Origin of the sequence: uncultured Bacteroides sp. (genome assembly GCF_902491285.1) — a bacterium.
GTDB lineage: Bacteria > Bacteroidota > Bacteroidia > Bacteroidales > Bacteroidaceae > Bacteroides.
The window spans coordinates 1-12,164 of sequence record NZ_CABUHK010000049.1; the positions used below are offsets into that span (position 1 = coordinate 1).

The 12,164-nt window shown below is 42.7% G+C and carries 12 protein-coding genes; 10 read left to right on the top strand and 2 right to left on the bottom strand.

Annotation, left to right across the window (positions count from 1 at the left end; translation table 11 throughout):
* Positions 1-505: 505 nt before the first annotated feature.
* The 8 genes from hemW (at position 506) to RDN93_RS13290 (ending at position 8,520) form a co-directional block, all read left to right on the top strand.
* A complete protein-coding gene (gene hemW, locus RDN93_RS13255) occupies positions 506-1,636 on the top strand; it encodes a radical SAM family heme chaperone HemW (RefSeq protein WP_308745966.1) in 1,131 nt (376 codons plus the stop codon).
* A gap of 19 nt (positions 1,637-1,655) precedes the next feature.
* Positions 1,656-2,210, top strand: coding sequence for an RNA polymerase sigma-70 factor (locus tag RDN93_RS13260; protein WP_308745967.1), 555 nt, complete (start codon positions 1,656-1,658; stop codon positions 2,208-2,210).
* Positions 2,211-2,304: 94 nt separating this feature from the next.
* Positions 2,305-3,189 (top strand): FecR domain-containing protein, encoded by an 885-nt coding sequence (locus RDN93_RS13265; protein ID WP_308745968.1) that lies wholly within the window; start codon positions 2,305-2,307, stop codon positions 3,187-3,189.
* Positions 3,186-5,879, top strand: coding sequence for a TonB-dependent receptor (locus RDN93_RS13270; RefSeq protein ID WP_308745969.1), 2,694 nt, complete (start codon positions 3,186-3,188; stop codon positions 5,877-5,879). Before RDN93_RS13265 ends, RDN93_RS13270 begins: the two co-directional genes overlap by 4 nt.
* A gap of 7 nt (positions 5,880-5,886) precedes the next feature.
* Entirely contained in the window at positions 5,887-6,888 is a 1,002-nt protein-coding gene (locus tag RDN93_RS13275) for a DUF4249 domain-containing protein (protein ID WP_308745970.1), read from the top strand.
* Positions 6,889-6,977: 89 nt separating this feature from the next.
* Positions 6,978-7,265 (top strand): LysO family transporter, encoded by a 288-nt coding sequence (locus RDN93_RS13280; RefSeq protein WP_308745971.1) that lies wholly within the window; start codon positions 6,978-6,980, stop codon positions 7,263-7,265.
* A complete protein-coding gene (locus tag RDN93_RS13285; RefSeq protein WP_308745972.1) occupies positions 7,262-7,870 on the top strand; it encodes a lysine exporter LysO family protein in 609 nt (202 codons plus the stop codon). Before RDN93_RS13280 ends, RDN93_RS13285 begins: the two co-directional genes overlap by 4 nt.
* Positions 7,871-8,163: 293 nt before the next feature.
* Positions 8,164-8,520 (top strand): hypothetical protein, encoded by a 357-nt coding sequence (locus tag RDN93_RS13290; protein ID WP_308745973.1) that lies wholly within the window; start codon positions 8,164-8,166, stop codon positions 8,518-8,520.
* Between the two features lie 103 nt (positions 8,521-8,623).
* On the opposite strand, the gene RDN93_RS13295 is transcribed toward RDN93_RS13290, so the two are convergent.
* On the bottom strand, positions 8,624-9,688 hold the full coding sequence (locus RDN93_RS13295) for a DUF2027 domain-containing protein (RefSeq protein ID WP_308745974.1): 1,065 nt from the start codon (positions 9,686-9,688) through the stop codon (positions 8,624-8,626).
* Positions 9,689-9,873: 185 nt separating this feature from the next.
* On the opposite strand from RDN93_RS13295, the gene RDN93_RS13300 reads away from it, so the two are divergent.
* Entirely contained in the window at positions 9,874-10,569 is a 696-nt protein-coding gene (locus RDN93_RS13300) for an HAD family hydrolase (protein WP_308745975.1), read from the top strand.
* A 44-nt stretch (positions 10,570-10,613) separates the two neighbouring features.
* Here the strand turns inward: RDN93_RS13300 and RDN93_RS13305 are convergent, their stop codons facing one another.
* Complete coding sequence (locus RDN93_RS13305; RefSeq protein WP_308745976.1) at positions 10,614-11,387, bottom strand: LuxR C-terminal-related transcriptional regulator; 774 nt, start codon at positions 11,385-11,387, stop codon at positions 10,614-10,616.
* A gap of 111 nt (positions 11,388-11,498) precedes the next feature.
* On the opposite strand from RDN93_RS13305, the gene RDN93_RS13310 reads away from it, so the two are divergent.
* On the top strand, positions 11,499-12,140 hold the full coding sequence (locus RDN93_RS13310; RefSeq protein WP_308746007.1) for a DUF1349 domain-containing protein: 642 nt from the start codon (positions 11,499-11,501) through the stop codon (positions 12,138-12,140).
* Positions 12,141-12,164 lie beyond the last annotated feature (24 nt).

The window sequence follows — 12,164 nt, forward strand, 5'->3', positions numbered from 1 at the left end:
ACTTCCCAACAAGGCAATGTTCTTGATTTCATTAGTCTGATATACTTTCATAATATATAAGATTTTAGTAATTACTCAGTATGTTTCTCACATACCATTAATTTTGTGATGCGCAAATTAGGGATTAATTGGGGGAAAAGCAACACTTGTGGTAGTGTTACTAAACAATGTTATGTAACACATCTTTATCGTGAACAATTCTGCTTAGTATAAAATTGTTTTCCCGTTAGAAACAAACAAGCCATCCATCGCTTATTCGGAAATAATTTATTGCCGGCTGAATTATCGTTCAACGGTTGTTGGACGACAGTTCTATATTCGTGGAGCGTTCGTTCAACAACTGTTGAACGATAATCGAGTAGTACATGTACAAATAGTTTCGGCTGAAATAAATATTGTTTTATTCAGGCACGTACACTGTTTTCTGTTAAGAGAAAACAAATCTTTGATATATTATCCGATAATAGTTTTACTTTTGTATCCACAAAACTCAAACAGCATAGCTATGGCAGGTATTTATCTTCATATTCCTTTCTGCAAGACCCGTTGCATCTATTGTGATTTTTATTCGACTACCCGTAGTGAACTAAAAACACGCTATGTACGCGCCCTTTGCAGTGAACTGGAAATGCGGAAAGAATATTTGAAGGAAGAACGGGTAGAAACTATTTATTTCGGCGGCGGAACGCCGTCGCAACTGGAAGAAGGAGATTTCAGACAACTGTTCGAAACCATACAGAAGTCTTATGGAATGGAATCTTGCCACGAAATCACTCTGGAAGCCAATCCGGACGACTTATCAAAGGAGTATCTGCAAATGTTGTCTACTCTCCCGTTCAACCGCCTCAGCATGGGAATACAGACTTTCGATGACGCTACCCTCAAATTGCTGAAACGCCGCCATGATGCCCGGACTGCCATTGAAGTTGTCGACAGATGCCGGCAAGCCGGATTCAGCAATATCAGCATCGACCTTATATATGGACTGCCGGGAGAAACGAAAGAGCGCTGGGAGAACGATCTCCGGCAGGCTATCGACCTGAATGTGGAGCATATTTCTGCCTATCACTTGATTTACGAAGAAGATACACCTATATATAAGATGTTGAAGCAACACCAGGTATCCGAAGTGGACGAAGATTCCAGCCTGGAGTTTTTTACGTTGCTGATAGAACGTCTGCAAAAAGCAGGATTCGAGCATTATGAGATCTCTAATTTCTGCCGACCCGGCAAACACTCCCGCCACAACACTTCGTATTGGCAAGGGATTCCCTACCTCGGCTGCGGACCATCAGCACACTCTTTCGACGGAATGACACGAGAATGGAATGTCTCATCCATTGACCTATATATAAAAGGTATAGAGGAGAACCGCCGTGCTTTTGAAATCGAGTATCTGGATCAAGCCACCCGTTACAATGAATTTATCATCACTACCATACGCACAGTGTGGGGCACACCCATAGAAAAGCTGAAACAGACATTTGGCAATGAACTATGGGAGTACTGCCGGAAGATGGCTGCGCCCTATTTGGAAAATGGAAAACTGGAAGAGCACGATGGCGCTCTGCGCCTGACCCGTGAAGGTATTTTCATTTCCGACAGTATAATGAGTGATTTGCTTTGGGTAGATTAATAAAATAAACGGCAAGCCGATGACCGAATCAGAAGTAAGAAAGTTATTACGGCAAATGAAGGAACTGGATTCGCAAACTGCCTTCCGGGACTTTTACAACATGACCTACGACCGCCTTTTCCGCATTGCTTACTACTATGTAAAGCAAGAAGAATGGTCGCAGGAAATCGTACTCGATGTATTCCTGAAACTCTGGAAACAGCGCAGCACGCTACTTGACGTGAGAAATATTGAAGATTACTGCTTTATCCTGGTCAAGAATGCTTCACTCAATTATTTGGAAAAAGAATCCAAGCATACGTTTATTCATGCCGACTCACTGCCGGAACCTCAGGAACAAAGTTTCTCACCGGAAGAATCATTAATCAGCGAAGAACTGTTTGCCCTCTACGTGAAGGCACTTGACCGACTTCCCGAACGTTGCAGAGAGATATTTATCCGCATCCGCGAAGAAAAACAGAGTTATGCGCAGGTAGCGGAAGAGTTGGGTATCAGCACAAATACAGTAGACGCACAACTTCAGAAAGCGATAACACGGCTAAAGGAAATGATTAGCCGATCTGAATTTGATTAACATTTATTCGCACTAAGGGCGTAGGGAGTTTCTGTCAACCTGCTGTCTTTATCAGCAAACAACCCGATTAATCACTAAAAAGACAGAAAAAGGAATGAAATACGCCGATAGAGAATTAGAAGAAATACTGGACAAGCTCGCCGTCTCTACGCGTTCACCACGGGGACGTTTCTCAGCGGCAACCGGCTATCCTAAGTTAGAAAAAAGATTGAAGTCCCACACTCGGCGTCTGACTCTGACACGCACGTTTTCGGTAGCAGCGGCAGTACTCCTATTCTGTCTATCAGCATGGACAGTTTACCTATATACACAGCCTGTCTCCATACAGACAGTTTCTACATTAGCGGAAACACGAACGGTTCATCTCCCCGACAGCAGCATTGTCATCCTGAACCACTATTCTTCGATTTCTTATCCTGAGAAATTCAAATCGGGCAACCGGAAAGTAAGATTGAACGGAGAGGCTTATTTTGAGGTAAGCAAAGATAAGAAACATCCGTTCATTGTGCAAACTGAGACAATTGACGTTCAGGTATTGGGAACTCATTTCAATGTGGATGCCTATCGTGACAATCCGGATGTAAGAACAACGTTATTAACAGGTTCGGTGGCAGTCAGCAATAAAAGCAACTCAATCCGCATGGTATTAAAGCCGAATGAAATTGCCATATATAATAAGGTGGGACAAAAGCTCACCCGCAAAATCCTGGAAAATGCGAAGGATGAAATCTCCTGGCGGCATGGGGAGTTTATATTCGATGATTTGCCTTTGCAGGACATTGCCCGCGAACTATCCAACTCATTCGGGACAAGCATCCGCATATCCGACACGGCTTTACAAAATTACCGGATTACAGCCCGGTTCCGCAACGGGGAAGATTTGGAGACTATCTTATCTGTATTACACAATGCCGGTTATTTCAACTATTCACAAGACAATGAACAGATTATTATCACCGCTAAACCAGACTTAAAATGAGAACTATTCACCAGAGTCGCCTGCCTGTCAGAACAATTGTCCTGATAGGTATGGCGCTCTTTATCACCACCCAGGCATACGCACAAAACGCAAACGCCCGGCTCACACTGTCACTACGAAACGCTACATTGAAGGAGTTTACCAAAATGATTGAAAATTCAACCGGTTATTCATTCATATACAGCGAAGAAATCAGTATCAAACATAAAATCAACCTGAAAGTTAAAGAAAAGCCTTTGCAGGAAATTCTTGATATTGTATTCAAGAATGAAGCGGTCGGCTACGAGTTTTCCGGCCGCTATATCCTGCTGCAAAAAAAGAAAAGCCCCAAAAACGTAAGCCGCAAGTTTACTATCAGCGGATATGTCACTGACGGAACGTCCTCTGAGACGTTGATTGGAACGAACATCTTTGAGAGTCATCAGAATCAGGGAACTACTACCAATCCTTACGGTTTTTACAGTATCACTCTGCCCGAAGGAGAAACCGACTTACGTTTCTCCTACCTGGGGTATGGAATTTCCAAACATACTTTCATGCTCGGACAGGATACGGTATTGAACATCAGAATGAAAAGCGATAACCAACTCGAAGAGGTAGTAGTGGTATCCGAGAGGTCGGAAACCGGAGCACTGGCCACCCAAATGGGAGCTACCGACATTCCCATCGCCCAAATCAGAAATACTCCCAGCGTATTGGGAGAGGCGGACGTTATGAAGACCATACAACTTATGCCCGGAGTACAGGCAGGGGTGGACGGCTCCGCCGGACTGTATATACGCGGCGGTAGCCCGGACCAGAACTTGATTCTACTCGACGGGGTTCCCGTGTATAATGTAGACCATATGTTCGGATTCTTCTCTGTCTTTACTCCTGAAGCGGTGAAGAAGGTAACGCTGTTCAAAAGTTCCTTCCCTGCCCGCTTCGGCGGACGGCTCTCTTCGGTCATCGACGTACGTACCAATGACGGAAATATGCAAAAATACCATGGTACGTTCAGTATCGGCCTGTTAACCAGCAAAATTAATCTGGAAGGTCCTATCATTAAGGGAAAAACATCATTCAATATTTCAGCGCGCCGCTCCTTTCTGGATCTATTGGCAAAACCCTTTATGCCTGATGATGAAAAATATAGTTACTACTTTTATGACGTAAATGCCAAAATCAACCATAAATTCTCCGACCGGAGCCGCATCTATCTAAGTGCCTACAATGGAAAAGACCACTTTAAGACCCGTTTCGACGCTGACACTAATTACGAAGACGGGACTACAATGAACTGGGGAAATACAATCATTTCCGCCCGGTGGAATTATATCTTCAACAACCAACTGTTCAGCAACACAACCGTCGCTTTCAACAACTACCGGTTTGACATCAATTCATATACCACCAACAAGTTTGCCGGTTCATCCGAAGATATGGTTAACAAGTATTCTGCCGATTACCGTTCCGGCATCCAGGACTGGAGTTATAAGATAGACTTCGACTACAATCCTACTCCCACACACCGCATTAAGTTCGGAACAGAATATATGTATCACAGCTTCCGCCCGGAAGTCATGACATCCCGGATTTCAGAGCAAACCGACAACCACACAGAACGGGACAGTATCTATCATAGCATAAATAACAGCCGGATTTACGCACATGAAATATCAGCCTACGCAGAAGATAATTTCAAAATCAGCCCACATCTCCGACTGAATCTCGGACTGCATCTTTCTTTATTCCGTGTGCAGAAGAAAAACTATTTCTCCCTCCAGCCCCGCCTATCCGCCCGATATCAACTGAGCAGGAATGTCGCTCTGAAAACGTCTTATACAAAAATGAACCAATATGTGCATCTGCTTTCGTCCATGCCTATCAGTATGCCGACAGATTTATGGGTTCCCGTAACAAAGAAAATCAGACCTATGCAATCCCACCAATTCTCTTTAGGAGGATATTATACGAGAATCAAGGGTTGGGAATTTTCAGTAGAAAGTTATTATAAGGATATGCGCAATGTACTGGAATATAAAGACGGAGTCAGCTTTTTCGGTTCTTCCTCCGGTTGGGAAAACAAAGTGGAAATGGGAAAAGGACGTTCAATGGGGATTGAATTTATGGCACAAAAAACGATCGGCAAGACTACGGGATGGCTATCCTATACCCTTTCAAAAAGCGACCGTAAATTCGCCAAAGGCAGCATAAACAACGGAGAACGGTTCCCGTACAAGTATGACCGTCGCCATAACATCAACCTGACGGTTAACCACCGATTCAACGACCGCATCGATATCGGAGCCTCCTGGGTATTCTACACAGGAGGGACAAGCACTATTCCCGAAGAAAAAACGGTGATTATCCGTCCTAATGACGGTACAAACAATGGTTCGGGAGGAGGTTGGGTGATTCCTTACGAACCCGTGTTTACCAATACATCACCCACTATAGGAGAAGCCAACTACGTTGAACACCGGAACAACTTCCGTCTGCCGGCAAGCCACCGGCTGAATATTGGCGTCAATTTCAATAAAAAGACCAAGCATGGAATGCGCACCTGGAACATCAGTTTATACAATGTGTACAACGCCATGAATCCGGCATGGGTTTATCGGGCACACAACCAGGAAGGAAAAAGTGTCATCAAAAAATATACATTATTACCTATCATTCCTTCTTTTACTTATACTTATAAATTCTAGTCCAGCAATGAAAACTTATACATACATATTATTCATACTGATTGCAACGCTTACCACTGTTTCTTGCGAGAATGAACTTCCTTTCAACATCAAGGACAATCCCCCTAAACTGGTGATGAATGCATTAATCAACGCCGACAATCAGACCAATATCCTTTTCCTTAACTTCACCGGAAAGGAAACTGCCACTCATATCCAAGATGCGACGGTAGAGGTACGTGTCAACGGACAACTGACAGAAAGCCTGCGCCCGCTTCCACCGGAAACAGAAGCAAACCCGCAATGCCGTTTCAACATTACAAGTAAATTCACCCCCGGAGATGCGGTTCGTATAGACGCACTGACCGATGACGGACGGTATCATGCCTGGGCAGAAGTAGCTGTACCCCAACGTCCTGCCGGAATAGAGAATATCGACACGCTCACCGTCCCGATGCAAGAATACGGGCATACCAACAAATATCTTCGTTACCGGATAACCTTCAAAGACCGCCCCGACGAAACGAATTATTACCGCCTTGTAGTAGACAAGCAGACCACATTATGGGGATATAACTACGAAGAGGGAAAAGGAGACTATATCTTTTGGACAAAACACAGTTACTCATTTATCGGGCGCGAAGACATCGTATTGACAGACGGGCAACCCTCTACCGGAGACGATGAAGATAACGGCATGTTCGATACGGCAAGGAATATCTATGGGGTATTTGACGACTCCCGGTTTAAAAATACATCATATACAATGACGGTCTACAACAGCACCCACATCGAAACAGGTAACGAAGAAGGATTTTTTAATGGGATGGATGTCATTATCCGCTTGAGAAGTATCACAGAAGTAGAATATTATTATCTGAAAGCTCTTAACTCTGTGGATTCCGACGTCTATGACGAGACAATCGACGAACCAATCAAATATCCCGGTAATGTGCACGGTGGTACGGGGATAGTAGGGATCAGTACGGAAGTAAGTAAAGTTATTACCATCTTCACTCCCCAGCATTAGAATTGTAAAAGAATGAAAGTTACCGACAGGTTAGATTAGGAACGAAACTCTTTTTCAACTATCTTTGCAGCCAAAAACAGGCACCGACTATGTTTATCATCATTGGAATTATGCTGACGGGAATGCTGTTGGGATATCTATTACGCAGCAAACGTCTCACGTGGATATATAAAATAATCACCTTGCTTATATGGAGTCTTCTATTCCTGCTTGGAATTGACGTAGGCGGAAACGAAACGATCATCAAGGGACTGCCCACACTTGGACTGGAAGCCGTCATCATCACTCTCGCCGCTGTCATAGGAAGTACCCTATGCGCATGGGGACTTTGGTACCTATTATATATAAGGAATAAAGGAAAGGAGACGAAAGCATGAAAGGCAGTCTGATTATTGTCTCTTTCTTCATTATCGGTACCCTCTGCGGAGTATATCATCTCATCCCATACGATTTCACCGACAGTAAACTCAGCTACTATGCCCTTTGCGGCTTGATGTTCTGCGTAGGGATCAGTATCGGTAACGACCCGAACACGCTGAAAAGTTTCCGTTCTCTGAATCCCCGACTCGTGTTTCTTCCCATTCTGACAATACTCGGCACACTGGCAGGATGTGCCGTAGCAGGAATCTTTATGAGCCAACGAGGATCCTTGGATTGCATGGCTGTCGGAGCCGGATTTGGTTATTATTCGCTCTCCAGCATTTTTATCACCGAATACAAAGGCCCCGAACTGGGAACTATCGCACTGCTTTCCAATATCATGCGTGAAATCATTGCTCTGCTGTGTGCTCCATTGCTAGTAAAGTATTTCGGAAAGTTAGCCCCTATCTCTGTGGGAGGAGCTACGACTATGGATACCACTCTTCCTATCATTACCCGATACTCAGGAAAGGAATTTGTAATCATTTCCATCTTTCACGGTTTTGTAGTCGATTTCAGTGTTCCATTCCTGGTCACGTTCCTTTGTTCAATATCATTTTAACAGCAACACTCCCTAAAATACAGCAAATTTTCACTATCGTTTCCGCACACGTATTACAAAAACATTTCATAAAGAAGTGTTTTTGTATCAAAAAGCATACCACCACTTGATTTACATCAAGAAATCAACCTAAATAGTTTCTTTTCCCTTTCTTTATTTTTGTGTTATAAAACATATTCCTACATTTGCATAGGTAAAAAGAAAAAGCTAAGCGCTTAGACAATATTTTCAATAGGTATTAGATTTGTTTTTAGGAATAGTTTTTAGGAATAACAATTAAAAAAGTAGGTATTATGAAACGTATAGGATTAACATTAGTGGCAGCACTCTGTCTGACTGCTACGACTTTTGCAGCAGGAAACCAGCCTACAACTGCAAAATGGGAAGGTAACATCAACGTAAGTAAATTAGGTAAATATTTGAATTTAAATTCCGTTCAGAGCGAAGAAGTAGCAAACATTTGCGATTACTTCTCTACACAGATGTCAAAAGCCACAACAGCGAAGAAAGATAAAGAAGCAAAATTGCGTAACGCTGTTTATGGTAACTTGAAACTGATGAGAAAGACACTCAGCACCGAACAGTATGCCAAATATGCTGCTTTGATGAACATTACCTTGATGAACAAAGGTATTGAACTGAATAAGTAAAACGATTAAATATGTAAAAGAGAGAGAGAAAGGGTGGAAGCTGATAATCGGCTTCCACCCTTCTTATTTTTATTCACGGCAAGTACCATTTTATCGACAAGCGTTATTTAATAGTCACCATTGTAGCCCCGAATCCATATTCCTGGAAAGAGGCATCCTGATAACGGCAATTGCTATACTTCCGCTTCAGTTCATCAAGGATAGCTTTCCGAAGCACTCCATCCCCCTTGCCATGAATAAATACAATCTTCTGTTCACGCTTATTCTTATAGTTTTCCATCACTTCACGAAACTTATCCAATTGATAAGTTAGGATTTCGGCATTCCCCATCCCCTGAGTATCATCCAACAAAGAATCAATATGAAGGTCTATTTCAACAATACCATTTTTTCCACCATGAGCATGGTTAGGTTTAACGATAGGTTGTGACTTCGGTTTATCTGCCGACTTCTTCTGCAACAAAGCAACCTGAATTTCTTCAGCCGAAACATAGACTTGCTTTGCAGGCATATCATTCTTCACAATATCATAAATCAAAGCCGGTTCTTCAAAGAAATCGGAACTGCTGAACGTATGCAGTTTATAGAACTTCACAGTATCGATCCGTATCTCTACGCTGACAGCCGGTTTGATAGCTGCCGGCTTACCATCTTTGAAAGCTATCAGTTGCACAGCCACCCGTTCCATTTCATTCAACAGATCTTTCGTAAACTCTTCCAACAACAATTTTGTATTCGGTTCCACTAAACCATGTGAACGGTTTTTCCAAGTTTTTCCTTCCGCACTCAAATAGGTATAATACAGATAATAATTACTATCATTTACCAAATAAGTTTCGAAAGGGGTAGTCATCATAGCCTTTGCATCTTCAGGCACGTAAGCAAGAAATACGTTCAACGTATCTCCCCCACGCACTTCCGGCTGACGTTGAATAACAGGCATTTCCGGTTTTGACGGTTTCACCGGTTCTTCCGGTTTCGGAGCCGACGATTTCGATTTATGCTTTATATTGTAGTCATCTGTTTCAATCACCACACACTCACGTATCGGCATAGGAATGTCGAAGCCGTCCGCATCTTCCACCAAAACAAAATCCTTTCCTTGGAATCCAGTTACGATTCCACCGCCTACCTCACTGAGGAAGCGTACTTTATCTCCTATTTTCATTGTTGTATATTCCAATTAAAGTTCAAACTCAAAAGCGAGTAACAAAGATAGATATTTCTATGAAATTAAACCGGGATTTGGTTCTAAAAACAAGGAACCTGCTTTTATTCACCCTTTTTATTGTAACTTTGCCACACGAAATACCAAACATATTATTTGAAATTCCCTATTAACGATAAAAACCTATGAAAGAATTTATTAAAGTCATCGCCTTCGACGCAGATGACACCCTGTGGAGCAACGAACCTTTTTTCCAAGAAATAGAAAAGCAATATACAAGCCTGTTACAGCCTTATGGCACTCCCAAAGATATTTCAGCCGCCTTATTTCAGACAGAAATGAATAATCTGAAACATCTCGGATACGGTGCCAAAGCTTTTACCATCTCCATGGTTGAGACCGCTTTGCAAATCAGTGGACAAAAGATTCCAGCCACAGACATTCAACACATTATTGATTTAGGGAAATCATTACTGAAAATACCAATTGAGCTATTACCCGGAGTAAAAGAAACGCTGAAAGCATTAAAAGAAAAAGGACAGTACAAGTTAGTTGTCGCTACAAAAGGAGATTTGCTCGATCAGGAAAACAAACTGGAACGCTCCGGATTAGCCCCCTATTTCGACCACATTGAAGTAATGTCCGACAAAACCGAGAAAGAATATCTCCGAATGCTGAATATCTTGCAAGTCACTCCTTCAGAACTCGTCATGGTCGGCAATTCTTTGAAATCAGATATTCAACCTGTTTTATCATTAGGTGGATACGGAGTGCATATTCCTTTCGAAGTTATGTGGAAACATGAAGTGGCAGATACATTCACACATACCCATTTGAAGCAGATAGAAAGATTCGATGAATTGCTTGCCCTGTTCGGATAAGCCTATCCCCAATTCAGGCTAAAATATTTCTCCCATCTGCATATCTATAATAATTTCATCAACTCAGCCGCCCGGCACGCTTCGATTGAATTACTGACAGAAAGTTTCTCCAGGATATTCTGCCGATGCCGGTTGACTGTGTTCACGCTAATATAGAGAGTAGCGGCTATCTCTTTACTTGACAGTCCTTTGCGTATGCAACGGAGTATCTCCTTTTCACGTTCAGACAAGATATTGCAATGTTCTTCCGACAGAAACAGTGTTTCCACTTCCCCATGTTCCATGTGGGTAATGGTAGGATATATCCCTTGCTCCGCCCTCTGGTCTGCCGACAATGTGTAAAGGCAAAAAATCAGCCACACACTTCCCGAAGGAGTATTTTCCATGATTTGGACTAAATTGTCTATATACTGATATTCTCCTTTCTCATTCTTCATTCGCAGCCTGCATCTTCCCCTATACTTCAACCGTTCCTCGGACGACAACGAAAATGTTTTTTGAAAAAATTTATATTCCAATAAACGTTTTTCCACCAAGTCCTCCGGATGAATCCTCCGGTAGATGCAATCTTCATCCATCGAATCAATGACGCTTAAAGCAGCCTCTTCCTGAGTCAGTCCCAGAAAATGCGCCCACCGATGAACCGTTACATAACTTTTCCGGTTCGAAAGGTCAGAAATGACAGCGCATCCACCGTTAATCTCCGTCAATGAACGGACAAAATGCCGATGTTGCTCCACAATACCTTTATCTAATACCTCATTAGTTATCGGTTGCGTAGCATACACCTCATCAATTTCCTTTTGTAATACGTCCATCCTGTAAAATGGTTATTATTCAGTATTGCTGCATATCAGGGCATGGCCTATCTTTGCACCACAAAGATAATCAAATAAGAAACTATCATGCAACATTTAAAAATCAAAATCATGTCGATTGCCTTGATGGCGATAGCAACTTCTTCAATGGGACAAAGTCTGAATAAAATGAACTGGCTGAACGAGCCTCAACAATGGGAGATAAAAGAAGGTAAAACCTTAGTTATGGACGTACCGGCAAAAACCGACTTCTGGCGAATCTCCCACTATGGATTTACCGTAGATGACGGCCCTTTCTACTATGCTACCTATGGCGGAGAATTCGAAGTGAAAGTAAAGATTACCGGCAACTACGTGACCACTTTCGACCAAATGGGACTAATGCTGCGCATTGACCATGAAAACTGGATAAAGGCGGGAGTTGAATATGTTGATGGCAAACAGAACGTAAGTGCCGTGGTAACACACCACACGAGCGACTGGAGCGTAGTACAATTACCGGATGCTCCCCGTTCTCTATGGATAAAAGCAATCCGCCGACTGGATGCAGTGGAAATATTCTTCTCGCGTGATGACAAAGAATATACCATGATGCGCACTTGCTGGTTGCAAGATAATTGTCCTGTCATGGTAGGTCTGATGGGAGCTTGCCCGGACGGAAAGGGATTTACCGCTATATTCGAAGAGTTCAAAGTGACTCCGCTAGCGGATCAGCGAAGACTGGAATGGGCAAAGAAGCAACAGGATAAATAAGGATAACACAAAATAATTCTGTCC

Excerpts from the sequence above, each read along its gene's own strand:
- hemW (WP_308745966.1), top strand. The coding sequence starts at position 506 with ATGGCAGGTATTTATCTTCATATTCCTTTCTGCAAGACCCGTTGCATC.
- RDN93_RS13260 (WP_308745967.1), top strand. The coding sequence starts at position 1,656 with ATGACCGAATCAGAAGTAAGAAAGTTATTACGGCAAATGAAGGAACTG.
- RDN93_RS13265 (WP_308745968.1), top strand. The coding sequence starts at position 2,305 with ATGAAATACGCCGATAGAGAATTAGAAGAAATACTGGACAAGCTCGCC.
- RDN93_RS13270 (WP_308745969.1), top strand. The coding sequence starts at position 3,186 with ATGAGAACTATTCACCAGAGTCGCCTGCCTGTCAGAACAATTGTCCTG.
- RDN93_RS13275 (WP_308745970.1), top strand. The coding sequence starts at position 5,887 with ATGAAAACTTATACATACATATTATTCATACTGATTGCAACGCTTACC.
- RDN93_RS13280 (WP_308745971.1), top strand. The coding sequence starts at position 6,978 with ATGTTTATCATCATTGGAATTATGCTGACGGGAATGCTGTTGGGATAT.
- RDN93_RS13285 (WP_308745972.1), top strand. The coding sequence starts at position 7,262 with ATGAAAGGCAGTCTGATTATTGTCTCTTTCTTCATTATCGGTACCCTC.
- RDN93_RS13290 (WP_308745973.1), top strand. The coding sequence starts at position 8,164 with ATGAAACGTATAGGATTAACATTAGTGGCAGCACTCTGTCTGACTGCT.
- RDN93_RS13295 (WP_308745974.1), bottom strand. The coding sequence starts at position 9,688 with ATGAAAATAGGAGATAAAGTACGCTTCCTCAGTGAGGTAGGCGGTGGA.
- RDN93_RS13300 (WP_308745975.1), top strand. The coding sequence starts at position 9,874 with ATGAAAGAATTTATTAAAGTCATCGCCTTCGACGCAGATGACACCCTG.
- RDN93_RS13305 (WP_308745976.1), bottom strand. The coding sequence starts at position 11,387 with ATGGACGTATTACAAAAGGAAATTGATGAGGTGTATGCTACGCAACCG.
- RDN93_RS13310 (WP_308746007.1), top strand. The coding sequence starts at position 11,499 with ATGTCGATTGCCTTGATGGCGATAGCAACTTCTTCAATGGGACAAAGT.